Source organism: Pseudoalteromonas sp. SCSIO 43210 (assembly GCF_054133285.1).
On sequence record NZ_CP087225.1, the window covers coordinates 3,851,626 to 3,875,322 of the forward strand.

The following is a 23,697-nucleotide window of genomic DNA, read 5'->3' on the forward strand; positions in this document are numbered from 1 at the left end:
TTTAACCTGCTATTTCAGGAATGAGCAATACTAAACGAGTGAAAAAATCCATTAACTCTTGAGTAAGCCAATGGCCACCCACAATTAGCGCACTTATAGTGATTAATAAACGAGGTAAAAAACTGAGTGTTTGTTCATTGATTGATGTTGCAGCCTGAAATACAGCAACAATTAAACCAATAATTAGGCCTGGTACTACAATTGCAGACACCAACTTAATAACCAAAAACAAGGCATCACTTAGAATATCAACAAAAATTTCCGGTTCCATGTTGTACTCCTATTGTTGAATTACATTAATACTTTGCATACTAAGTCCCTAAGCCAAAGCTTTTGGCTAAGGTACCCATCACTAAGCTCCAACCGTCAACAAGTACAAATAACATAATTTTAAACGGCAAAGACACTATCATAGGAGAGAGCATCATCATACCCATCGCCATTAATACCGAGGCAACAACTAAATCAACAATTAAAAATGGAATAAAAAACATAAACCCGATTATAAATGCGGTTTGCAGTTCACTGGTAACAAATGCAGGGATCAATACAATTAATGGTGTATCTTTTGGCGAGTTAAGCTGGTCGTACCCGGCAATTTTAGCAAACGTTTCTAGATCTTTAAGACGAACTTGAGATAGCATAAAGGCTTTCATAGGCTCTTTTGCAAGCTCTAAAGCTTGCACTGAAGTAACCTGCTCATTTAAATAAGGTTCTATGGCCTGCTCGTTCACCTGCTGGTAAATAGGAGACATTATAAAAATACTTAAAAAAAGCGACATGCCTAGTAACACTTGATTCGACGGTGTTTGCTGCAAACCAATTGCTTGGCGTAAAATAGCAAGCACAACAATAATACGTGTAAATGAGGTCATCATGATTATAGCGGCTGGTATAAAACTCAGCGCCGTCATAATCGCTAAAACTTGTAACGTTACTGAGTAATCTTGTGTGCCATCGGCGTTTGTTGTAATGGTTAGCGCATCAATACCCTCAGCACTGACACTTGGTACAAATACCATGGCGAAAATAATAAGCAGCCACTTTGTCATAGGTCTAATTCTTTTTATTTTGGTTTGATTGCGGGTTTAAAAGTTTACCAAATCGTTTAGCTAATTCAGGAAGTTCTTTTTCGCTTAATGGGGTTTCTAACTTGTGTAAGTAATTAATACTGTGAGGCGTTACACCAAGCAAATGCTGCGCATTGTCTATTTCAACAACCATTAAACGCTCACGAGAACCCAAAGGTAGGCTTCTAACTACTTTAAACTCATCGCTGTTTGCTAGATTTGGATTAAGCTTCTTTACAAAAAATGCCAGCACGATGATAAGTACTAGCACCATTACGAGTGACAGCACCATAGAGAGTATATCTCCAGTTGGTGTTGCCACATCTGCTTTTGAAAAAACGGAACTCGTTAAAGCAACTAATAAGCTCATCGTAATTTTTTGATCCGCTCTATTTGGCTTATTACATCAGTTAAGCGAATACCAAACTTGTCATTTACTACAACAACCTCTCCATGAGCAATCAAAGTACCATTAACCAAAACATCCAATGGCTCACCCGCAACACGATCAAGCTCAACAACTGATCCTTGGTTAAGCTGCAGTAAATTACGAATATTTATTTTAGAACGGCCAACTTCCATAGAAATGGTAACTGGTATGTCTAAAATCGTATCGAGTTTACGTTTTTCATCGCCGCTGATTTCGTGCTTTGAATCACTTAACTCGTCTAATTCTGCAACATGCGCCTCAGCACCTTCATCTGGGGTATCGGCTTCTGCAAGCGCAGCAGCCCACTCGTCCATAGTATCTTGATCATCACTCATACTTTTAACCTTTTAATCAATTACCAGTCTAAATCTACACCATCAGAAAGGTGTAAATCATCCTCTAATTCTGCTAATTCTGCATCTGAGTCAATTTTCTTGCCGCCTTTGGTAAATACATGCAGCTCAGATTTAACTGAATCAGGTCGTTTAATTTTTTCGCTAATCTGTAGGGCAACACTATCACGAGAGCGGCCCATTTTGGCTCTGAATGTAGGTAACTCTTCGACAAATACTGTAATGTGCTCAGGCATTTCAACAGGGATTATATCGCCTGCTTTGAGTTCCATTATTTGCTTTAAAGACAAATCAACTTCAAGTAATTGAGTTGATAATCCAACTTCTACATCCATAATCTCATCGCGAAGCGCTTTACTCCATCGTAAATCGGTATCTTCAGTATCCGACTGCACACCTGCATCTAACAGCTCTCTGATTGGCTCAAGCATGGAGTAAGGTAATGCTATGTGAAAATCACCACCACCACCATCAAGCTCAATATGAAAAGAGCTAATAACTACAACCTCTGTGGGGCTCACAATATTAGCCATGGCAGGGTTGACCTCTGAGTCGAGGTATTCAAAAGATACATCCATGACAGGCGCCCATGCTTCTTTATAATCTTCAAAGATTATTTTAAGTAGCATTTGTACAATACGACGTTCTGTTGGTGTGAACTCGCGGCCTTCTATTTTTGCATGATAACGTCCATCGCCACCAAAAAAGTTATCAACCAAAATAAACACAAGTCGTGCTTCCATGGTGATTAGTCCGGTGCCTTTTAGTGGTCGAAAGCGGACCATATTTAAGCTGGTAGGTACAAAAAGGGTGTGAATATATTCACCAAATTTAATCATTTGCACACCATTTATCGATACTTCAGCAGTACGGCGCATCATGTTAAATAGGCTAATTCGCATATGCCTAGCAAAACGTTCGTTAACAATTTCAAGTGTCGGCATGCGACCACGCACGATTCGATCCTGCGAAGAAAAGTCGTACTGAAGTGTACTACCTCCGCCGTCTTCACTATCGTGCTCTTCCTCTTCGACATCATCAACACCGTGTAATAACGCATCAATTTCGTCTTGGGATAATAAATCGCTCACGCTAACCCCTTATTGCATCACAAAGCCGGTAAACAGAACCCGCTCAATTACTTTACTACCTTCAACGCCAGCTAAAGCTGTTTGTACTTTTTCAAGCGCAGAAAAACGCAATGTTTCTTTGCCTGCACTTGTACTTAATTCATCAGCTGTAGTTGTAGAAAATACACTTAATAACGTGCCTTCTATAAGTGGGATATGTTTTTTTGCAGTCTCTTCATTGACTTCACCACGAACCAATAACTGCACTTTAATTTGTACAATCCTATCACGACTTGAACCTGGTACATTAAATACAAAAGGTCTTGGCATAGCAACATACAGTGCACTGCCAATCGAAGCAGATGAGCCAGAAGCAACAGGAGCCTCAGCCACTATGGCCGTTTCTTCATCTAACGTTTCTGCTGGGACCTCATCAGAACCTGACATTAAAAAATAACCTGCGGCGGCACCAACAACAAGTACAACGGCAACAATAATAATTATCAGCTTCTTTTTACTTTTACCTGTTTCTTCAATTTCTAAATTAGTGTCTTCAGCCATTGTATTTCCTTTATTTGCAAAGGTACTTACTTGTTTTAGTTATTATAATAGCAGTACTTAGGCATAGTAATCTATTGCTGATGAAGTTTGTTGTCGAGAACTTTGTAGTTGAGCCTCTCCTGAATCGGCATTTTCTTCGTTAATGGTATTTTTATTAACCAAACCGTTTTTTGAATCATCGTCATTTTGTTCTGTGGTTTCGTTCTTAGAATCGCCATATGAAATACTGCTATCGCCTAATTCAATACCTTGTTGTGCGAGCATTTCACGCAAACGAGGTAATGATTGTTCTAACGCCTCTTTTGCTTGCTGATTTTGTACTACAAAATTAATTTGGGCTTGCTCAGCATCACTTCTAATACGTATTTGCATACTGCCCATTTCAGGTGGATCTAAGCGTATTTCAGCTTCTTTATTGTTAATACTTAGCATTGAACTGACGCGCTCTTGCAAGAGCTTAGCGGCATCACTTTTAATAATATTAACCGCCTGCATAACACCCGGATCAATACTCATTTGCTTACCTTGCGCAGTGCTTTGTAATTGTTGAGATTGCAACACTTGCGTATCTAGTATTGCTTGTTCATAGCCTAAAGTATCGTAATTACTTAATCCGCCCCTTTGCAAGGTATCAAGTGCGCCTGTGATTTGTGTAAATAGCTGCATAGAACGCGGGGTTAGCTGTTCTGCATTATTGATTTTAGAACCATCTTTTTGAATCGTGTCTAGTTGTTTTATCAAATCATCGTCCGCCTCAGCTAATTGGTCTGGCGGAATACTATTTTCATTTATTGTCGATTTCACACTCTGCTTCTGCGGATTGTAAACAGTATTTGGAGTTTCACCTGCAACAAAAGTAGTTATTTTATTCTTTGGTTGTTCTAAATTGATTGATGTTTCAAGCACACTTACCGCTTCTTTGAGATAAGTTAACTGAGCACCTTGTGGCTGTTCGGTTTTAATATAAGTTGTTAACTGAGACAATAACGCTTGTTTTTCAGTCGTCGTTAACGCGCTAATTTCTGCATTAAAAGATTGTTTAGGTACTAAAGCTTGTGGTTTATTATTTTCAGTCACAAACGCATTAAGCATTTGTTTTAAAGCCGCAATATTATCATTGTTAGTTGATTTATTTACGGTTTGAGATTGAGTAATTAATTGTTCACGCTGCACAGGAGTCAAACTTGACAATATTTTATCTAACTTTATTGCACTATCATCTTTACTTAACAACGTTTCAACTGCAGCACTGTTACTGCTTTGAGAATCCACATTACTTACACGTTGAGTATTCGTGATCTCACTTTTTGGCGTTTGCTTGTTGTCTACCAAGGCAGGTTTAATTTGTGATTCATCAGCAGCAACACGTTTGGCGACGCCTGGTTTATCTATAATAGGCCCCTCTTTATCGTGTTCATTTTTATCAACGACTGGATTTAATTGCTCATCAAGCTTCTCTGCGGCAAAACCTTTATTTATATTACTTTTATTTAATGCTGCAGCATCGCTAGTACCTTTGTCAGTAGCTTGCGATTCAGTACTTTTTTGTTCAGCGGCCTTTTGCCCGATGTTTTGTGATGCACTTGAAATTATATTATCAGCGGATTTAGTTTTATCTAAATCAGTATCAATAGTATCAGAACTCTGTTCAGAGTGTTTTTTAACTGATATATCAATAGCTTGTGCAGAGTTAATTTGAGCCAGCATACTATCTCCAGATAAGTTAGTATTATCTTGGTTTTCTTGCTCATTTTCTACAATATCAGTTTTTGCCTGTTTAGGCTCAGCGGCACGAATCGAATCTTTCGCATCACCTGAAGAGCTACGTTTACTTGCCGCTTCAATTGAATTATGCGCACTGTGTAACTGATTTAGAAACTCGGTGTCATTGCTTTCTTTATCTTTAGCTAAACGATTGTCTTTAGCTAAACGATTGTCTTTAGAGGCTAAATAAGAATCTTGCTCAGACGCAACCAAACTAGAAATATCATTCATCACCATAAACCACCTAACATTATTGCGGCAACACGCCACCGCATATTGCCAAAAATTAAAGACTGCCTAAATAAAGCAATTTACGTGCCTAATTTATAAAAGTTTACGACGCTGAAAAAATTGGTTGGATGAAAACTCATCTAACATTTTTTGCTCACTTTTCGCAATAAGCACATCTGCTTTTAATTTTTGGTTTTCAATTAACTTAGCAACAGCTTTAGCTTTAATTTGTTGCTTTAACCAAATTGCTTTTCGTTGACTGACTACTTGCTTAGCCGTATTAACTGTACTCGCCTGTTGGCGAATTGCTTCTTCTATTTTTGCTATAAAAGCATGATATTGACTAAATCCTGCACTTGATAAACCTGACTGGCCTTTTACATGTAACTGTTGCATGTATTCCATTCGAAAATCATTCAGACCTTGTAATTTTTGTTGATTGGCCTGCAAATTCTGATTTGCTTGTAGGTAACTCATGCGTAAGTTTTCTTCTTTGTCATTTTCAAGCTTGAGCAACAAATACAGCTTATTCTTAGCCATTATGCTTGTCCTAATAGTTGTGCTAAGCCTTGTAAGCCATCATCGTAACTAATCACATCACGCATACCTTGCTGTAAAAAAGTATTAACTCTGGGCATCATATTAATAGCTTGATCAAGCATTTGGTCAGTGCCTTTTTGATAAGCGCCTAAAGTGATCATATCTTTATTTTGCTGATACATAGAATATACCTGCTTAAGCACACGAGCTTGTTGCATATGCTTTTGTGAGACAACTTGAGGCATCACTCGTGAAATCGACTTTTCAATATCAATTGCCGGATAATGACCACTGTCAGCTAAATCACGGGAAAGTACAATATGACCATCTAAAATAGCCCGTGCAGCATCAGCAATGGGATCCTGCATATCATCACCTTCACTTAATACTGTGAAAAAAGCAGTAATTGATCCCTGCCCTTCCCCGCCGTTACCGGCGCGTTCCACCAGCGCCGGTAATTTAGCAAACACTGATGGCGGATAACCTTTTGTAGCTGGAGGCTCGCCAACAGCAAGTGCAATTTCACGTTGTGCCATTGCATATCGAGTAACTGAATCTAGTAGCAACAATACATTTAAACCTTGATCACGAAAATACTCAGCAATTGTTACAGCACTTTCACAGCCTTTTAAACGCATAAGAGGAGATGAATCAGCCGGTGCAGCAACAACAACTGAACGTTTTCTCCCTTCTACACCAAGAATCTCTTCAATAAATTCTTTTACTTCTCGGCCACGTTCACCTACGAGTCCAACAACAATAACATCGGCCTCACTGCCGCGTGTCATCATACCTAAAAGCACCGACTTACCGACACCAGAACCTGCAAACAAGCCCATGCGCTGGCCTTGACCTACAGTAATGACCGAATTTATAGCACGCACTCCCACATCCATAGGCTGGCTTATCGGACGTCGAGAAAGTGGGTTTATAGTATTTTGTGCAAATTTTAAATAATGTTCCGCATTTATTTTACCAAGACCATCAAGTGGGCGACCTAATCCATCAACAACGCGGCCTAACAAACTCATTCCAACGGGTAAACCTAAGTTATTGACCTGAGGGATCACTCGAGCACCAGGTAATACTCCTGAAATATGATCATTAGGCATTAGGTAAAGAGTTTGCTCATTAAAACCTACTATTTCAGCATCAACAAAACCATTCATAGTTTCTATTTTGCATTGGCTTCCAACAGGCGCACGTAGACCTTTTGCTTCAAGTGTGAGGCCTACGACACGTGTTAAAATACCCGCTACCGCGAGGGCTGGTGTATTAATATGCTGTTTATATTGAGATAAGCGTTCGCTTAAAGATGCACATTGTTCAGACATGACATGCCAATAAAGTAGTTAGATACCACTATTATGCAAAAAACTATCCAATGTTTCTTTGACGCGAGTTTTCAAGGTCATATCGAGTGAGGATTGGGCCGTTTTAACCTCACAACCACCACGTTCAAGTGTAGGTTCAGCGATTAGTTGCCAACTATTATCTGCGATGGTTTGTTCTCCATAGCTGTTTTTTATGAGTTCTAAATCTTCTGGGTGTAAATGTATACGTACCTTTTCTTGCTCAGCATTAAGCGAATCTATACTTAGTTTAAGTGTATGTAAAATAACATCAGGAGAGGTTTTTACTTCTTGATAAATTATTGCTTCAGCAAGCATTACTGTCAATTGGACTAATTGTTTTTCAACTTGTTCATCCACTTTATTCAAAGGAGTAGTTAAATTATCTAATATGCTACGCAAACCCGTGAGTTGCTCTTCAATTAATGGTTTTACGTCCTCATGACCTTGAGTTTTACCTAGTTCAAGCCCCTCTTTATAACCGGCCTCCTTGCCCTCTGTAACACCTTTATCAAAACCATCAATATAACCTTGCTCATGGCCTTGTTTAAGGCCTTCTTCATAAGCATCTTGTCGAATTCGCTCAAGTTCAGCCATGGTAATAGAAGGTAATTCAGGTTCTTGTGGTTCCTCTACAGGTATTTCCTCGGCCATTTCTTTTTTGTATAAATCCGAAAGTGGTGTGCCAAAAGCAGTTGAACGATCTCCAAAACTTCTTTCGTCCGGAGCCATATCTGGCACCGGCCAGTTTTTTAATAATTCATCTGCTTCTTCTGCATTGAGTGGACGACCTTTTAACTTACTCATGCTTTACAGGAACTCCTCACCACCACCGCCACCTAGCTGAATCTCGCCAGAATCAGATAAACGACGTGCAGTTGATAAAATTTCTTTTTGCGCAGCTTCAACTTCACTAATTCTTACAGGTGCCATTGCTTCTAAATCATCAGCAAGCATTTCTGCTGCACGTTTAGACATGTTACCTAATATTTTCTCTTTAAGAGCATCGTCTGTGCCTTTAATCGCTTTCATAAGTACATCTTGTTGTACTTCACGCAAAATTGCTTGAATGCCACGGTCTTCAACATCCATTAAGTTTTCAAATACGAACATTAAGTCTTGAATTTGCTGTGACATCTCTTCATCGTGCTCACGAATAGAGTCCATTAACTGCCCTTCTACATTTGTATCAAGGTAGTTCATAATATCAGCTGCAGCTTTTAAACCGCCCATTTTAGCTGCTTGCGCACCCGCTTGACCTGCAAATTGTTTTTCCATAATCTCATTGAGCTCTTGCAATGCCGCAGGTTGCACTTCTTCAAGATTAGCAATACGCATAGTTAAATCTAAACGTACTTTTTCAGGAAACTGTGCCAATATTTCAGCAGACTGCTCTGGCTCTAAATAAGATAAAACAATAGTTTGAATTTGCGGATGCTCATTACGAATAATATTCGCTACCTGCTTAGAGTCCATCCACTTAAGAGAATCAAGTCCCTTAGCGCCTGATCCCATAACAATTTGGTCAATAAGGCTGGCTGCTTTATCTTCACCCAATGCAGCTGTAAGTGCTTTTTTGATAAAATCTTCAGATTGGAAGCCTATCGTACTAAAACTCTGAATTTGTTCAATAAACAAATTATGCACGGCACTTATTTTAGCTTGAGACAAGTCATCTAAGCCCGCCATTGCCATACCCACTTTTTGTACCTGTTTAGGTTCTAAATGCTTGAGTATTTGCGCCGCATCTTCTTCTGATAAACTCAAAAGTAATATAGCCGCTTTATCTACACCATCGAGCTTATCAACATCAAATGCTGTTGGCAGTTGTTTTTGTTCTTGATCAGTCATCTTCTGTTAACCACGCTTTCACTACTTGTGATGATAGTTCTGGTTCGTTAGCTACAAGGGCACGAATTGCTTTTAATAAGTCCTCGTCACCATGTAGGTCTGGTAACTGTAGTGTACCATCGCTAGAGAAGCCAATTGAAGCAGAATCAAAGTCTTTATTTAGCATATCAAGTGTACTGTCACCAATATCAACCCCTGAACTCAATGCATCTTCATCATACTCTTCCAAGGTATTATCTGGGTAAATTAGACGTTTAAGCATTGGTTTAACAACGGCCATAATAAGAACAATAATTACTAAGGCACCTAGACCCAGACGCACATACTTCACAAACCAATCTTGCTCCCACATTGGGACTTCAAGGTCTAAACCTGTCGTTTCACGCACAAATGGCACTGTTACCACTTCAAGTGCATCGCCACGCTGCATATCAAACCCGACACCGCCTTGTAATAAACGACGAATATTTGACAATGCCTCCACTGATCGTGGTGTCATGGTCGTTTCGCCGTTTTCATCCACTTTTGGAATATAATCAACAGCAACCGATACACTTATTCTGCGTATTACCCCCGTTTGCTGGCGTTTATGCGAAATAGTAGTATCAAGCTCATAGTTTCGCGTAGATTCTTTGTGATTACGAGTTGGCGAAGTGCCTGTTCCTGCACCACCTTGTCCTGCTACTTCTGGAATATTCGAGTTTAGTGGAGGCTGATTCGTAAGCGCACCTGGAATACCAACGGCTAAACCGCCTATGTTATTTTCTTCAAATGTGGTTTCACTTCTCACTGCAGGTAAATCTGGATTGTAGCGTTTTTGTGTTTCTTCTATCGCACTAAAGTCCATACTTAAATCAACTTGGGCTGTATAATTTGCAAGCCCTACGACAGGTATTAAAATGCTGTCTATTTTTTCTAAATATTCTTGTTCTCGTTTACGTTCTAAGTCGTACTCTTTACGAGAACGTGCTGCTAATGAGCTTTGCGAACCTGAATTTAATAAGCGACCATTTTGATCTGTAACAGTCACCCTACCTGGCTCTAAGCCTTGTACTGCTGAAGCAATCATATCAACAACAGAGTCTATCTCTTCACCATTAAGAGAGCGTCCACGTTTAAGTGTTAGCACAACGGTGGCAGATGGCTTTTTCTCTCTGCGCGCAAATACGTTCTCTTTTGGTATAGCAAGCAATACTTTCGCACGAGTAATATTATTAAGCTCTTCTATAGTACGTGCTAATTGCTGCTCTCTACCATGTTTGAGGCGCTCACGTTCAAGACGCTGACTAACCCCAAACCCCATATCTTGCATGATAATATCTGATCCCGAAGTAGGTCCTTGGTCTAACCCTTCGCGAGTCATTAATAATTTTATATTTTGATATTCACTTTCATCAACCGATACGACATTACCATCAAGTTGATATTCTATCTTTTGTGCATCTAAAAAATCGAGGGTTTGAATTAACTCTTCTGTTTGCATTTTACCCAATGGGCGCATATCTGGCTGACGTGCCCAAATAATGATAAAAATGGCAATAGCCAAACAAATAGCCAGAGCTATAACCAGTGTCACTTGGCGTAATACATCAGTACCATTTAAAGCACTTAAATAGCCTGATTTCTGTTCTTGTTGATCATCACTATCACTTTGGTCGATATCACCACTAGCAAGTGCAAGGTCTGTAGATTGGTTAGATTGCGCCACGATAATTCTCCACTACCTAGTTAAACAGGCATGTTCATGATTTCTTTGTAAGCTTCTACAAGTTTATTACGAACCTGTACTGTAGCTTCAAATGCAACCGAAGATTTCTGAGAAGCAATCATCGCCTCAGCAAGCGATACACTTCGGTCACCCATTTCAACTGCTTTTACTTTTTGGCCTGTATCTTGTTGTAACTCATGCACTGTATTTAGCGCATTACTTAGCATATCGCCAAATTGTGCAGTAGAAGTAGACTGCACTTGAGTTGGCAATTTATTAATTTGATTATTACGGCCAGCTTCAAGGGCCATTGATTGCATTTCTTGAAAGACAGCGCTATTTTGAATTTTCATAATTTTTCTCTGACAATGCAGTTAAGCTTATAAAGATAATAAAGCACAAACCATGCCAACTAAAAACACAATTAAAACAATTGGTTACAGTCAGCTTGTGAGTCAGAGTTTTGACAACCCCAAATTAAATTAATTAAATTTGGGGCTTAGAGGGATTATGCAGGAAGTGAAATACCTAAATCGCGCATTTGCGCTAGCTTATAACGTAATGTTCGAGGGCTAATACCTAATGTTTCTGCTACATCTTTGCGCTTACCTTGACAGCGAGCTAATGTTTCTAAAATAATACTATGCTCTTTGTCTTTAAGTTCATCTTTATAGCTCCCGGTGTCAACCGCAAGTAAATCTTGCTTTGGCTCACCAACCATAGGCATTTTTTCATCGTAATATGCCGTGCTTAAGCTATTTATAGCTTCGTTTGACGTTGCTGTTTCCAATACTTCTGTTGGTGTAATTACAAAATCGCTTGCTACTAAGTTTTCGATAAAAATAGCATGTTCATTTATTGTATTACCACTTCGTAGTATCAGTGCTCGCTGAATTACGTTATCCAGTTCACGAACATTACCAGGCCATGCATGAGCAAGTAGTTTTTGCTCTGCTGCTTTATCTAAGTAGGCCATAGGCTCTTTACTTTTATTTATATGGCGTTCTATTAAATGCTTTGCGAGTATAATTATATCACCAGGGCGCTGGCAAAGAGGTCGCCACATTAATGGAAAAACATTAAGTCGGTAATATAAGTCCTCTCTAAATTGGTTCTTAGCGACCGCTTCTTTTAAGTCACGATTACTCGTTGCTAATACACGAACATCTAGTTGGATTGTCTTACGAGCACCTAAACGCTCTACTTCCCGCTCTTGTAGCACTCGTAGTAGCTTTGCCTGTAATCCTAAATCCATTTCAGTGATTTCATCTAGTAAAATTGTTCCGCCTTGCGCTTGTTCAAATTTACCAGGGCATGCTTGAATAGCACCTGTAAACGCCCCTTTTTCGTAACCAAATAAAGTGGCCTCAAGCATATTTTCAGGGATCGCAGCACAATTTATAGCAACAAAGGGTTCATTGCATCGACTCGATTTATCGTGAATATAACGCGCGAGCACTTCTTTACCTGAACCACTAGGCCCGAGCACCATTACACTCGCATCAGAGCGTGCAACTTTACTTGCAAGTTCGAGTAATTGAATGCTACTTGGGTCGGCAACAATAGGGCCATCTGTCTCTTTCGCTTTTTCAGGCAAATAGCGACTCACCATATTTAGCAGCACTTCAGGTGCAAATGGTTTAGCCATATAATCAATAGCACCTAAACGCATAGCTTCAACAGCATCATCAATCGTGGCATAGGCCGTCATCATCAATACAGGTAAATCGGGATAATTTAATTTAATACTTCGCAGTAAGTCCAAACCACTCATGGTTCCCATTTGCACATCACTTACGACTAATGAAAATTGCTCTTTTTTAAGCAATAACATCGCTTGCTCTGCGCTATTAGCTGAAACGCATTCAATACCTGACATCTCCAGCGTATCAATTAAAGCTTCACGGAGCCCCGCATCATCTTCTACGACTAAAATAATATTACTCATAATGATTCCTCTAATTTAGATGTCGCGCGTATTGGCAACAGTAAACTAAAACAAGCTCCACCATGAGCATTGTTACTAACGTCAACACGTCCTTGATGCGCATTAACCACCGAACTTACAACAGCGAGCCCTAGACCAGTGCCTTGGCTTTTTGTAGTAAAAAAGGGTTCAAACATTTTATCAGCCTGACTTAAATCAATACCGGGACCATTATCGCTTACACTAATACGCACAAAGTCGTGATCTTGTAAATCAGTCGCGGCACTCAAATGCACTTTAGCCCCAGAACCAATCACTTGAATGCTATTGTGAATAAGGTTTTGAACAGCACTGGCTAGCGCTGTCTTATTCCCCACTATTACAATATCTGGTTCAGGAAGACTTACATCCAGCTCGCTTTCATTAAGTGCGACCATGGCATCAGCACCGGTTTTCACTTCTGTTAATAATTGCTGCATAGAGACTTGTTCAACGACTTGCTGCTCACCGCTTTTAGCAAATAACAGCATGTCATTAACCTGCGTTTCTAAATCTTTTAATCGTGACATCAATTTAGTTTGGAAATTATCGCGAGATGCTTCTGGCAAGCGCTTTGAACCTAAGTTAGCAGCATAAAGCATTGCTGCAGATAGAGGCGTGCGTACTTGATGCGCAAGAGACGCCACCATTTTACCCAGCGCACTTAATCGCTGCATATGTGCAACACGTTTTTGTAAACGTCGCGTCTCAGTTAAGTCCGTCATTAAAATAAGTTGTCCCGGCTCTGGAGCCAAAGCGGTAATATCGAGCTTAATTAAACGCCCGTCTTTTAATGATACTTCGTGTCCATCATCTTGATGTGGTTTGAAAGACCGCTGAATAACATAAAACCACTTTTCACCTTCAAGTGGTTCACCAAGCATATCAATCGCAATTTGGTTCGCTTTAGCAACCATGCCTTTACCATCAAGTACAACAACACCAGTGGGCATTGTATCAACCAAGTGCGAAAGCCAACTTGCCTGCTTACGAAGATCACTTAGCTCACCAATGTACTCCTCTTGAAGTAAACATGGGTTATACTTATTTGCAGAAATAAACTGTGGTTTTAGCACGCTTGCAAGGGCCATAATCAAATCTCAAACTAATGTAGATACAGAGTTAAATGCACAATTTGTACCAAAGTTTATTTATATATTTATCATTAAGTTACATAAGAAAAACAAGCGACATAAAAATGACGCACGCTAAGGAATAATAATGAGTGAGCAAATAGAATGCCGTTGTCCATGGCTAGACACGACTAAACCTGACTACGTTACTTACCATGATGAAGAATGGGGGGTGCCACTTTATGATGACCAAAAACTATTCGAATTTATAACTCTTGAATCAGCGCAGGCGGGTTTGAGTTGGTACACCATATTAAAAAAACGCCAAGGTTATAAAAAGGCATTTGCTAATTTTGATGTAAAAAAAGTAGCTGAATTTACATCAGATGACATTGAGCGTCTAATGTTAAATAAAGAGATTGTTCGTAACCGTTTAAAAATTGCAGCAACTGTTAATAACGCAAAATGTTTTATCGGTATTCAAAAAGAGTTTGGTAGCTTTAGCAATTATCAATGGCAATTTGTGAGTAATAAGCCGCTTGTTAGTCACGTGAATAATATTGAGGACTACCCTGCTATAACTGAACAATCAACTGCATTTGCTAAAGACTTAAAAAAGCGAGGATTTAAGTTTTTAGGCCCAACAACAGTCTATGCACACATGCAAGCCTGCGGTATGGTTAACGATCACAGTAATGACTGTTTTAGAAAAGAAGAAATTATTAAGGCTTTTAGTGGTGAGTAAGCAGGTAAATAGGTAGGTAATTAAAAGCTTCGCTTTTCACGCGAGCAAGCTCAGCGTCTACGCCAAAGTTTTGATTTGAGGTTGCTTTGTAGACGCGCTGCTTACAGGCGTTCAAAAACGTAGTTTTTTGGATGGGTGTTTAAATAATTAAAAGCTTCGCTTTTCACGTGAGCAAGCTAGACGTCTACCACCAAAGTTTTTGAGGTTGTTTTGTAGACGCGCTGCTTGCAGGCGTTCAAAAACTAATCTCTTGAAAGGTTATACTTTTTCATTTTTTCAACTAGCGTGGTTCTGCGTACACCTAATATTTCTGCTGCGCGAGCCACAACGTAATCAAAGCGCTCTAACGCTTGCGTTATTAAGCTAATTTCAAGCTCGGCTAAGTAATCTTTAAGTTCAATACCGTCATCGGGCAACAACCCACTTCCAACTTGGTTAAACTCTGCTTCAGGTTCGTTTTCGTAATCACTGAATCCTGTGCTAAATATATCATTAAACGCGTCTTTTTCCATTAACTCTTCTGGGTACTCAGGCTCATATGCTTCTACCTCAATATAGCGGTATTTATTAGGTAAATCGGGAATATCGACTACCTTTTCAGGAAACATAATAACCATTCGTTCCACTAAATTAGCTAGCTCACGAATATTACCAGGCCAAGCATGCTCTTTTAAGCTCTCCACTGCGCGCTCAGTAAACTTAGCGGTAGAACCTGTTTGATCGTTAACACGGCGCATCAGTTCTTTTAAAAGCAGCGGAATATCATCTGCGCGCTCACTTAATGACGGGTTTTCAATAGGAAATACATTTAATCGGTAGTACAAATCTTCACGAAAACTACCTTCTTCAATCATATTTTCTAAATTTCGGTGCGTTGCAGCAATAACACGTACATCAGCTTGAATCGCCTTTGTACCGCCAACTCGCTCGTAACTGCGTTCTTGTAATACGCGCAGCAACTTAACCTGCATTTGCAACGGCATATCACCTATTTCATCTAAAAACAGCGTACCACCTTGTGCAAGTTCAAAGCGTCCTTTACGAGCGGATATTGCTCCTGTAAATGCCCCTTTTTCATGGCCAAATAGCTCACTTTCTAATAACTCCGCCGGAATAGCACCACAGTTAACAGGCACAAATGGCCCATTGTTACGCTTAGAAAGCAGGTGTACATTACGAGCAACAACTTCTTTACCGGTTCCTGACTCACCTAAAATTAAAACATTAGCGTCCGTTTTTGCCACTTGCTCAATTAAAAAGCGTACATCTTTTACTGCATCTGTTTCACCCACTAGCCCGTCAAAGGTTTTGAGGGGTTTGGTATGTTTATGTCCATTTGGTAACATTCGCTGATATTGCTGACAATCGTGAAGCAACTGTGTTGTTACTTCATGACTAAACGGTTCGCAAATGAGGCCAACCACATTAGCAATGCTTAGTAATGGTTTAAGGGTTTCGCCTATTAATAAAAAAGGTAAGGTTGGGTAGCGCTTAATTAAACCTTCGTGATCAAGAGACTGCAATGCACCTAAAATGATCATGCATTCTTTTTGTTGGTACTTTTCACACTCTTGTTCAAAATTTGTTTCATTTAACAATTGTACTGCTTCACCAATAAAAGTAAGCGATGCATTTAAACCTATTGCGCGATTGTTATTATTATCTAAAATCAAGATCATATTTAGCGAGCCGTACTTTCACTCATTTATTTAATTACCTAAATTGTAAGCCAGTTCGCCATGGATGCAAGCGATAGCGGCATTTTTTTGACATAAACGCCAAAAAACAGACAGCTAGTTAAAATAACAATACTTAAGAATTAACAATTAAGTACCAATTATTGAAGTTGTGTCAAAATCATTTTTTAAAATTATTTAATTCCTTAGCAAAGCTGACTTTCTTAATAAATATAATCTAATATTAGCTTAAGTTGAAAGCGAACATGCCGATAAATAGATAAGTAAAAAATGCTTGGCATTATTATTGCTTTTATTTTTACATAATTTTTATCGTTTAAATCTAGGATTTCCCCATGGCTCATGTTTCAGTAAAAAAATACAGTCAAGTTCGTGTAAGTAATATTGCCGAAATGACCCCGTACGAACAAATAAATCTTATTTTCAGTAATATTATTGGTCGCTTAGCAGCTACAAAAGGATTTATTGAGCGAAAAGAGATTGAAAAAAAGGGCGAGAATATATCAGCCTGCGTTTTGTTATTCGGCGCGCTGCAAGATGCACTTAATTTAGAAGTAGAACAAGACCCTAGTATTTCTAACAACTTATTGGCACTTTACGATTATTGCCAACGCACATTAACCAAAGCCAATTTAAATAATGATGTTGACGCGGTATTAGAGGTGTCTAACATTGTAAAAGAAATAAAAGAAGGCTGGGATAATATTCCTGTTGATCAACGTGTTTCTGCGGTTTAGCTTATATTATGAATGCGAGTAATGCTTCAGAGCAGCTAACAACAAATCAAGCAGAACATATAAAAATACTGCTTAAGGAAATTGAATCGTTAGTAAACGATAATAATGCCGATGAAGCTCAACCCATTTTAAAAACCTTAAATACAGATTTAAAAAAATGGTGTGAAAGTAATAACAGCCCTAATGCAGAGCAATTACAGTCAATTCAAATTACAATTAATTCCATTTTAGCTAAAGCTAACATAGCTAAAAGTGAATCATCTAAAGCAATTATTAAGTATAAAAAGTCAGGAAGGGCTATTAAGGCTTATAAAGCGACTTAGTAAGTAAATTGAATAACTTTATTCAATACTCTATATATTACACGTAATTTATACCAATCAGCTTAATTAAGTGAGCTATTTTGAGGAAAGAAAACCTTGTCGATAACTGGGCAAAAATTTCGCTATTTAGTTGTTCTATATCAGAAATTTTTAACACAGTTAGCGCCAAGTTTAAGCTCTCAAATTGATCGATTTTTATTGCAGATTGGTATTAGCGCTGAAAATAGCTGCCCGAGATAGATTTATTGTCCAGAGTTTAGGTTAAATAGACCCCATATAAGCAGGTTAGTATAAGTATTATCTCAGATAAATATTACACAGTAAAAAACCGCTAAGTTTAAGCTTAGCGGTTTTTTATTGTTCACGTTTAGTAAAGCTTTTACTAAAGGATTAATTTGATTGTCTAACTACACCTGGCATATTTTCTAATTGAGCTTGAACATAACTACTGGTGTTATTAAGGCTTGCAACTAATAAATCCATTGCGTTATATTGAGCATATAGTCGAGACGATAACGATTCCATTTTACTTGTTAAACTCTCTCGCTGATCATCTAAATCATCTAGTTGATTTGTTTTACTATCGATTCTGTTTTGAATAATTCCGTCAGAATCTGTATAGAAACTCATTAACTCATCAAACGACTGTGCAAAACCACCATCATCATCGTTACTGCCAACAAAAAACTGCTGCACAGAACCTACATCTGCATTAATTTGGTCACTTAAGGTATCACTATCTAAACTAAGCACACCATATCGGTCTGTTGTTACACCTAGTTGTGAAAGTGACAGCGAATTACCTTCTACATTAACTGAATTTGTTATTGTATCTCTTAGTTTAGACATGACTCCACGTAATAGGGAATCTCCCGCCATTACACCTACGCCATCTTCGCCAGATGCACCTAAAGTGTTACTAAGTTCTAGCAACTCATTGTAGCTTGCAATAAAGCCGCTTAAACCACTTTTAATATTATTGTTATTTTCAGTGACCGATATGTCACTTATGTCACCACTATCCGCGGCATCATGCAGTTTTTTAGCGGTAATATCGACACCATCAATCACATTACTAAACTCGTTAGTACTGCTAGATACAACCAACGTGCCATCAATGGTGATTTGTGCATTCTGCGCAGCGTTTACTTCAGTTAAGTTAGTTGTATGATTTAGGGGGTCTGCATCTGTTACATCATAGGCTAATCGAGATAATCCACCTGTATCTGTATTATTACCATCACTGTCTTGTACAGTGATTTTAATCGCGTTTTCTTCACCGGTCTCTTTACTTGTGAGCACTAGGTGCTGACCTAAATCACTTGTTACTATCGTTGCAACAACTGAGTCATTACTATCATTGCCAGTAAAAGGCCCGTTATTAATTTGGTCTCGTAAGTCTTCTAAAGTATTGGTAGCCGATAAAACAGTGGAGAAACTATTATCACCAGAGCCTATCGTAATTACACCTGCCCCTATTGCCTCATCTGAAGTAAATGCGCTTGATGATAACTTATGAGCCTGCGCTAATGCATCCACTTTTACGTTATAACTGCCTGGTTGTGCGTCTTCATCTGCACTTATTGATATAAAATCATCAGTGCCTGATGTACTACGTTGCTGATATTTGTCACTATCACCAAGGGCTTCCATTGAGGTTTGCACTTTTTCAAGCGCTGACTTTAACGCCCCAACGGCTGAAATATCAGTTGTTAAACTAGCTTCTTTAGTATTTAAACGGGCTTCAGCTGGTGCTTGTTCTGAATTTACTAATGCATCAACAATATCTGATACAGCTAAACCAGAGCCTAAGCCATTAAACGAAATAGACATACTTCACCTCTTTAAATACTTAAAAAACAAACTAATTTAATATTGATACTAAACCGTTTGATCAATCAAAATACCTGCCGATTCAGACAGCTTAGACACTAAGCTTAATACTTCCTCCGAAGGATATTGCTTAATTACTTCTCCACTGTTTTTGTCGAGCACTTTAATTACATCACGTCCTGAATCTTCATCTACTTTAAATTGCAGACTGCGATTCATTTCTCCCATAAAGTCCTGCAATTGTTGCGCCATTTCTTCTAGTTGCTCACGTTCTAAAGGCTGTTGTTTATCTTCAGCCTCTTTTTCATACATTTTCTGCTGCAATTGCTGCTGGGTCTGTGTATCTACTTGCTTTACATCATCAATAGCACGTTCAGTTAAATTACTAGCAGTGTTACCTGCTTGCTTTACATCACTCGCTGTAGTTGAAACTGGCAACATCGTTTCCGAGCTTGAAGTTATGGTGTTCATATCACCTCCTGCATTACGCATATGATTGGTACTAATTGTAGCTTTAAACTACAAAAGGAGATAGCTAAAGCCATCTCCTTTTTAATTACTAATACTGACTTTTTGTATTAGTTAGCCAACAACCTAGCCGCTACTATTAGCTTATTAACCTAGTAGGCTAAGCGCTGTTTGCGGTAACTGATTCGCTTGCGACAAGATTGATGTACCTGCTTGTTGCAATATTTGGTTTTTCGTCATCTCTGCTGTTTCTGTTGCGAAGTCAGTATCTTGAATTCGGCTACGTGATGCAGACACGTTCTCTGATATATTCGCTAAGTTACTTATTGTGTGGTCAAAACGATTTTGCACCGCACCTAAGCTCGCTCGTTGTGAGTCGATGTTTGCAATCGCGTTATCAATAATTGCTAACGCATCTTGCGAGCCTTTCTGGCTTGTAATATCAACATCAGCAACATCATTTAGCTTACTTGTTACATCAGTTGTACCGGCGGCTAAAGACGCATCACTTGCTTGAGCACTAAATGTCTCTGAAGAATTCAACTGAACAGCACCTGATACTCTCGTTGCACCAGCGGCTGTATTTAATGTTACCGCTGTACCAGCAGCCCCATCATAACCTTCTGGAGTAACATCAAGTTCAACTGTAGGTGTACCGGCACTGTCTGTTAAATCTGCAAATGTAATATCTGCACCATTATTGTTCGATACAGAAAGAGCACCATTTTCGATCGTTGCAGTTACACCATGCTCGTCTGTTGCACTGTTGATAGCTTCTGCTAATGCTTGCTCATCACCTGATTTAGAACCTGTAGCAACAAATGATAACTTCTCACCATTAAGTTCAAAACTTACAGATTCATCTGCAGCAGCTAGCGCAGAAAGAGATAAGCCAGCTTCAGTTCTTGCTTGAGCTGTAACACCTGTAGAGCTCGTTACACTGTTAATTGCAGCAGCTGCATCTTCTGCGCTAGCGCCTGCAGCAATAGTAACTTGAGCGTCATTACGTCCAGAGATATCATATGTACCGCCTGCAACAGCACTTGTTGCTAGTGTTGCTGTAGCAGCTGCAGCTTGACCAAAACCATCTGCTGCTGCTGATTGTAGATTAACTTGGTTAGAACCAATTTTTTCTGCCGCTACACTAGACAGTGATACGTTAATTGTTTCGTTTGCATTTGAACCAATTTGGAATGATTTTGAACCGAAGCTGCCGTTCAATAATTGCTGACCACCAAACGAAGTCGTATCTGAAATACGTGTTAGCTCTGTTGATAAAGCTGATACTTCTTTTTGTAGCGCTTCACGGTCTTCTGATGAATTTGAACCATTCGCTGATTGTAGTGCTAATTCACGCATACGTTGTAAAATACTTGTAGACTCACTCATCGCGCCTTCAGCTGTTTGCGCCATTGAAATACCATCGTTTGCATTTCTTTGCGCTACGCCTAAACCATTTACTTGTGATGTTAAACGATTTGAAATTTGTAGGCCTGCCGCATCATCTTTCGCGCTGTTAATACGCATACCCGATGATAAACGCTCCATTGATGTCGCTAAATCAGAACCTGATTGAGATAGGTTACGTTGTGCGTTTAATGAAGATACATTTGTGTTTACTGAAATCATAATAAAACTCCTGATTACTTTCGTAAAAGTACTGTTTTGATTTAACCAAGAGCCGTAACAAATTTATGTACAAGCCCCTTACTGATTAAGTTAACGGCAGGAAACAAAATACCTTTAGCTTTTATTTTAAAAAAATTACAAATTCATGTTAACAAATTTGTAATTTGTTGATTAGTCTATTTTATTACGATGACATCGTTAACACCTTAAGATTAAAATTCATTTAATCTTAAGGTGTTAACGATGGCGCGATATTTATAACCTAGTGGGTTAAGTAAATCGAGTAACAAGGAGTTAGTCGCCCTTAAAAAGAACCTGTGAGCAGCGTATATTACACTTATTTGCCTATTTATGGGGAATAACCACACACCATAGACCTTCTTCACGTAAACAAACCAAACTATTGTAGTACCAGTCCGTAATAATATTTAATTAATTTGGGGGGGCTAAATTTGATACAAACTGTATTATTATTTTTGATTACGACTGCATGGATGTACAAAGAAGAGGGAACAATATAAAAGTAATTATCGAGAACAACCAAATTACACAATTATCTTGTCGTTAAATAAAGCCCATATATAAGCCGATTGGTACAATATTAAAAGCTAAATAAAAAGGAGATGACCAAAGTCATCTCCTTTTTAAATTATTATTGGTATTCGCTAAATTAAAGAGGTAGCTAATACCTTATTTCAATTAACCTAATAGGCTAAGCGCTGTTTGCGGTAACTGATTCGCTTGCGACAAGATTGATGTACCTGCTTGTTGCAATATTTGGTTTTTCGTCATTTCTGCTGTTTCTGTTGCAAAGTCAGTATCTTGAATTCGGCTACGTGATGCAGATACGTTCTCTGATATATTCGCTAAGTTACTTATTGTGTGGTTAAAACGATTTTGAACCGCACCTAAGCTCGCTCGTTGTGAGTCGATGTTTGCAATCGCGTTATCAATAATTGCTAGCGCATCTTGCGAGCCTTTTTGGCTTGTAATATCAACATCAGCAACATCATTTAGCTTACTTGTTGTTTCTGTGATTACACCAGCTAGTGAATCATCAGACGCTTCTACGCTAAATGTTTCTGAAGAGTTTAATTGAATACCACCTGAAATTCGTGTTGAGTCAGTCGCAGTACCAGCCACACCACTTGTTAGTACAACAGGGACAGCCGTACCCGTTCCGCCATCATCTTCAACACCGGCATAAGACAGAGCTGTCACTGATAATGTACTCGCTACAGGAGCACCAGCAGCATCTGCTGTTGCATAACCTTCTAACGTTATATCTGCACCCGTATTATTAGATACTGATAATACACCGTTTTCAATACTCGCTGTTACGCCATGCTCATCAGTTGCACCATTAATAGCTTCAGCCATTGCTTGCTGGTCGCCATCTGCATTACCTGTAGCTACGTATGAAACCTTCTCGTCGTTAAGCTCAAAACTAACCGTCTCGCCAGAAACTGTTGCAGCACCACCAACAACTACCGTGGCCTCTGTTCTAGCTTGCGCACTAACACCTGTAGAGCTCGTTACACTGTTAATTGCAGCAGCTGTATCTTCTGCGCTAGCGCCTGCAGCAATAGTAACTTGAGCGTCATTACGTCCAGAGATATCATATGTACCGCCTGCATTTGTACTTGCCGCAGCGGTAGAAGCAGCTGCAGCTGTAGCAGTACCAAAACCTTCGTTAGCAGTACCACCTTGTAAATCTACTTGGTTAGAACCAATTTTTTCTGCCGCTACACTAGACAGTGATACGTTAATTGTTTCGTTTGCATTTGCACCAATTTGGAATGATTTCGAACCGAAGCTGCCGTTCAATAATTGCTGACCACCAAACGAAGTCGTATCTGAAATACGTGTTAGCTCTGTTGATAAAGCTGATACTTCTTTTTGTAGCGCTTCACGGTCTTCTGATGAATTTGAACCATTCGCTGATTGTAGTGCTAATTCACGCATACGTTGTAAAATACTTGTAGACTCACTCATCGCGCCTTCAGCTGTTTGCGCCATTGAAATACCGTCGTTTGCATTTCTTTGCGCTACGCCTAAACCATTTACTTGTGATGTTAAACGATTTGAAATTTGTAGGCCTGCCGCATCATCTTTCGCGCTGTTAATACGCATACCCGATGATAAACGCTCCATTGATGTCGCTAAGTCAGAACCTGATTGAGATAGGTTACGTTGTGCGTTTAATGAAGATACATTTGTGTTTACTGAAATCATAATAAAACTCCTGATTACTTTCGTAAAAGTACTGTTTTGATTTAACCAAGAGCCGTAACAA

General features: G+C 39.0%; 23 protein-coding genes and 1 pseudogene. 3 read left to right on the forward strand and 21 right to left on the reverse strand.

What is annotated here, in order from left to right:
* Nucleotide 1: 1 nt before the first annotated feature.
* From LOS73_RS16780 to LOS73_RS16850, 15 genes are all read right to left on the reverse strand, one after another.
* Nucleotides 2–271: a flagellar biosynthetic protein FliQ gene (locus LOS73_RS16780; RefSeq protein WP_007377950.1), complete on the reverse strand. Its 270-nt coding sequence runs from the start codon at nt 269–271 to the stop codon at nt 2–4.
* A 40-nt stretch (nt 272–311) separates the two neighbouring features.
* Complete coding sequence (fliP, locus tag LOS73_RS16785) at nt 312–1,052, reverse strand: flagellar type III secretion system pore protein FliP (protein ID WP_007377951.1); 741 nt, start codon at nt 1,050–1,052, stop codon at nt 312–314.
* Between the two features lie 4 nt (nt 1,053–1,056).
* Entirely contained in the window at nt 1,057–1,440 is a 384-nt protein-coding gene (fliO, locus tag LOS73_RS16790; protein ID WP_007377952.1) for a flagellar biosynthetic protein FliO, read from the reverse strand.
* Nucleotides 1,437–1,835 carry a flagellar motor switch protein FliN gene (fliN, locus tag LOS73_RS16795; protein WP_007377953.1) on the reverse strand — a complete coding sequence of 133 codons (399 nt, stop codon included), beginning with the start codon at nt 1,833–1,835 and terminating at the stop codon, nt 1,437–1,439. The genes fliO and fliN overlap by 4 nt, the downstream gene beginning before the upstream one ends.
* A 20-nt stretch (nt 1,836–1,855) precedes the next feature.
* On the reverse strand, nt 1,856–2,944 hold the full coding sequence (gene fliM, locus LOS73_RS16800) for a flagellar motor switch protein FliM (RefSeq protein ID WP_007377954.1): 1,089 nt from the start codon (nt 2,942–2,944) through the stop codon (nt 1,856–1,858).
* Nucleotides 2,945–2,953: 9 nt separating this feature from the next.
* Nucleotides 2,954–3,484 carry a flagellar basal body-associated protein FliL gene (fliL, locus tag LOS73_RS16805; protein WP_033031477.1) on the reverse strand — a complete coding sequence of 177 codons (531 nt, stop codon included), beginning with the start codon at nt 3,482–3,484 and terminating at the stop codon, nt 2,954–2,956.
* A gap of 57 nt (nt 3,485–3,541) precedes the next feature.
* Entirely contained in the window at nt 3,542–5,479 is a 1,938-nt protein-coding gene (locus tag LOS73_RS16810; RefSeq protein ID WP_457934015.1) for a flagellar hook-length control protein FliK, read from the reverse strand.
* A gap of 93 nt (nt 5,480–5,572) precedes the next feature.
* Nucleotides 5,573–6,019 (reverse strand): flagellar export protein FliJ, encoded by a 447-nt coding sequence (gene fliJ, locus LOS73_RS16815; protein WP_457934016.1) that lies wholly within the window; start codon nt 6,017–6,019, stop codon nt 5,573–5,575.
* Complete coding sequence (gene fliI / locus LOS73_RS16820; RefSeq protein ID WP_007377958.1) at nt 6,019–7,353, reverse strand: flagellar protein export ATPase FliI; 1,335 nt, start codon at nt 7,351–7,353, stop codon at nt 6,019–6,021. Before fliI ends, fliJ begins: the two co-directional genes overlap by 1 nt.
* Before the next feature lie 18 nt (nt 7,354–7,371).
* On the reverse strand, nt 7,372–8,178 hold the full coding sequence (gene fliH / locus LOS73_RS16825; RefSeq protein ID WP_457934017.1) for a flagellar assembly protein FliH: 807 nt from the start codon (nt 8,176–8,178) through the stop codon (nt 7,372–7,374).
* Between the two features lie 3 nt (nt 8,179–8,181).
* Nucleotides 8,182–9,222: a flagellar motor switch protein FliG gene (gene fliG / locus LOS73_RS16830; RefSeq protein WP_007377960.1), complete on the reverse strand. Its 1,041-nt coding sequence runs from the start codon at nt 9,220–9,222 to the stop codon at nt 8,182–8,184.
* Nucleotides 9,215–10,930 (reverse strand): flagellar basal-body MS-ring/collar protein FliF, encoded by a 1,716-nt coding sequence (fliF, locus tag LOS73_RS16835; protein WP_033039951.1) that lies wholly within the window; start codon nt 10,928–10,930, stop codon nt 9,215–9,217. The genes fliG and fliF overlap by 8 nt, the downstream gene beginning before the upstream one ends.
* A 20-nt stretch (nt 10,931–10,950) precedes the next feature.
* Nucleotides 10,951–11,283 (reverse strand): flagellar hook-basal body complex protein FliE, encoded by a 333-nt coding sequence (gene fliE, locus LOS73_RS16840; protein WP_007377962.1) that lies wholly within the window; start codon nt 11,281–11,283, stop codon nt 10,951–10,953.
* A gap of 155 nt (nt 11,284–11,438) precedes the next feature.
* The gene (locus LOS73_RS16845) at nt 11,439–12,878 is read right to left on the reverse strand and encodes a sigma-54-dependent transcriptional regulator (protein ID WP_149614306.1); all 1,440 of its coding nucleotides are present in this window, start codon (nt 12,876–12,878) and stop codon (nt 11,439–11,441) included.
* Entirely contained in the window at nt 12,875–13,987 is a 1,113-nt protein-coding gene (locus LOS73_RS16850) for a sensor histidine kinase (RefSeq protein WP_007377964.1), read from the reverse strand. Before LOS73_RS16850 ends, LOS73_RS16845 begins: the two co-directional genes overlap by 4 nt.
* Before the next feature lie 130 nt (nt 13,988–14,117).
* Here LOS73_RS16850 and LOS73_RS16855 point away from each other — a divergent pair, with 130 nt between their 5' ends.
* Nucleotides 14,118–14,714 carry a DNA-3-methyladenine glycosylase I gene (locus LOS73_RS16855; protein WP_457934018.1) on the forward strand — a complete coding sequence of 199 codons (597 nt, stop codon included), beginning with the start codon at nt 14,118–14,120 and terminating at the stop codon, nt 14,712–14,714.
* A 242-nt stretch (nt 14,715–14,956) separates the two neighbouring features.
* Here LOS73_RS16855 and LOS73_RS16860 read toward each other — a convergent pair whose 3' ends face one another.
* Complete coding sequence (locus tag LOS73_RS16860) at nt 14,957–16,393, reverse strand: sigma-54 dependent transcriptional regulator (RefSeq protein WP_096792640.1); 1,437 nt, start codon at nt 16,391–16,393, stop codon at nt 14,957–14,959.
* 353 nt (nt 16,394–16,746) lie between these two features.
* Here LOS73_RS16860 and fliS point away from each other — a divergent pair, with 353 nt between their 5' ends.
* A complete protein-coding gene (gene fliS, locus LOS73_RS16865; RefSeq protein ID WP_007377968.1) occupies nt 16,747–17,148 on the forward strand; it encodes a flagellar export chaperone FliS in 402 nt (133 codons plus the stop codon).
* An 8-nt stretch (nt 17,149–17,156) separates the two neighbouring features.
* Complete coding sequence (locus LOS73_RS16870; RefSeq protein ID WP_033031494.1) at nt 17,157–17,471, forward strand: hypothetical protein; 315 nt, start codon at nt 17,157–17,159, stop codon at nt 17,469–17,471.
* A 390-nt stretch (nt 17,472–17,861) separates the two neighbouring features.
* Here LOS73_RS16870 and fliD read toward each other — a convergent pair whose 3' ends face one another.
* From fliD to LOS73_RS16895, 5 genes and pseudogenes are all read right to left on the reverse strand, one after another.
* Nucleotides 17,862–19,304, reverse strand: coding sequence for a flagellar filament capping protein FliD (fliD, locus tag LOS73_RS16875; protein WP_007379097.1), 1,443 nt, complete (start codon nt 19,302–19,304; stop codon nt 17,862–17,864).
* A gap of 48 nt (nt 19,305–19,352) precedes the next feature.
* Complete coding sequence (locus LOS73_RS16880) at nt 19,353–19,775, reverse strand: flagellar protein FlaG (protein ID WP_007379096.1); 423 nt, start codon at nt 19,773–19,775, stop codon at nt 19,353–19,355.
* Nucleotides 19,776–19,919: 144 nt separating this feature from the next.
* Nucleotides 19,920–21,404: a flagellin gene (locus LOS73_RS16885; protein WP_058230558.1), complete on the reverse strand. Its 1,485-nt coding sequence runs from the start codon at nt 21,402–21,404 to the stop codon at nt 19,920–19,922.
* A 696-nt stretch (nt 21,405–22,100) separates the two neighbouring features.
* Complete coding sequence (locus LOS73_RS16890) at nt 22,101–22,781, reverse strand: flagellin (protein WP_007379113.1); 681 nt, start codon at nt 22,779–22,781, stop codon at nt 22,101–22,103.
* A 495-nt stretch (nt 22,782–23,276) separates the two neighbouring features.
* Nucleotides 23,277–23,636: pseudogene (locus tag LOS73_RS16895) on the reverse strand (flagellin N-terminal helical domain-containing protein); the annotation flags it as partial.
* Between the last annotated feature and the right edge of the window lie 61 nt (nt 23,637–23,697).

Bases quoted from the DNA above. Each gene is read 5' to 3' on its own strand.
- LOS73_RS16780 (WP_007377950.1), bottom strand. From the start codon at position 271: ATGGAACCGGAAATTTTTGTTGATATTCTAAGTGATGCCTTGTTTTTG.
- fliP (WP_007377951.1), bottom strand. From the start codon at position 1,052: ATGACAAAGTGGCTGCTTATTATTTTCGCCATGGTATTTGTACCAAGT.
- fliO (WP_007377952.1), bottom strand. From the start codon at position 1,440: ATGAGCTTATTAGTTGCTTTAACGAGTTCCGTTTTTTCAAAAGCAGAT.
- fliN (WP_007377953.1), bottom strand. From the start codon at position 1,835: ATGAGTGATGATCAAGATACTATGGACGAGTGGGCTGCTGCGCTTGCA.
- fliL (WP_033031477.1), bottom strand. From the start codon at position 3,484: ATGGCTGAAGACACTAATTTAGAAATTGAAGAAACAGGTAAAAGTAAA.
- LOS73_RS16810 (WP_457934015.1), bottom strand. From the start codon at position 5,479: ATGAATGATATTTCTAGTTTGGTTGCGTCTGAGCAAGATTCTTATTTA.
- fliJ (WP_457934016.1), bottom strand. From the start codon at position 6,019: ATGGCTAAGAATAAGCTGTATTTGTTGCTCAAGCTTGAAAATGACAAA.
- fliI (WP_007377958.1), bottom strand. From the start codon at position 7,353: ATGTCTGAACAATGTGCATCTTTAAGCGAACGCTTATCTCAATATAAA.
- fliH (WP_457934017.1), bottom strand. From the start codon at position 8,178: ATGAGTAAGTTAAAAGGTCGTCCACTCAATGCAGAAGAAGCAGATGAA.
- fliG (WP_007377960.1), bottom strand. From the start codon at position 9,222: ATGACTGATCAAGAACAAAAACAACTGCCAACAGCATTTGATGTTGAT.
- fliE (WP_007377962.1), bottom strand. From the start codon at position 11,283: ATGAAAATTCAAAATAGCGCTGTCTTTCAAGAAATGCAATCAATGGCC.
- LOS73_RS16845 (WP_149614306.1), bottom strand. From the start codon at position 12,878: ATGAGTAATATTATTTTAGTCGTAGAAGATGATGCGGGGCTCCGTGAA.
- LOS73_RS16850 (WP_007377964.1), bottom strand. From the start codon at position 13,987: ATGGCCCTTGCAAGCGTGCTAAAACCACAGTTTATTTCTGCAAATAAG.
- LOS73_RS16855 (WP_457934018.1), top strand. From the start codon at position 14,118: ATGAGTGAGCAAATAGAATGCCGTTGTCCATGGCTAGACACGACTAAA.
- LOS73_RS16860 (WP_096792640.1), bottom strand. From the start codon at position 16,393: ATGATCTTGATTTTAGATAATAATAACAATCGCGCAATAGGTTTAAAT.
- fliS (WP_007377968.1), top strand. From the start codon at position 16,747: ATGGCTCATGTTTCAGTAAAAAAATACAGTCAAGTTCGTGTAAGTAAT.
- LOS73_RS16870 (WP_033031494.1), top strand. From the start codon at position 17,157: ATGAATGCGAGTAATGCTTCAGAGCAGCTAACAACAAATCAAGCAGAA.
- fliD (WP_007379097.1), bottom strand. From the start codon at position 19,304: ATGTCTATTTCGTTTAATGGCTTAGGCTCTGGTTTAGCTGTATCAGAT.
- LOS73_RS16880 (WP_007379096.1), bottom strand. From the start codon at position 19,775: ATGAACACCATAACTTCAAGCTCGGAAACGATGTTGCCAGTTTCAACT.
- LOS73_RS16890 (WP_007379113.1), bottom strand. From the start codon at position 22,781: ATGGCTGAAGCTATTAATGGTGCAACTGATGAGCATGGCGTAACAGCG.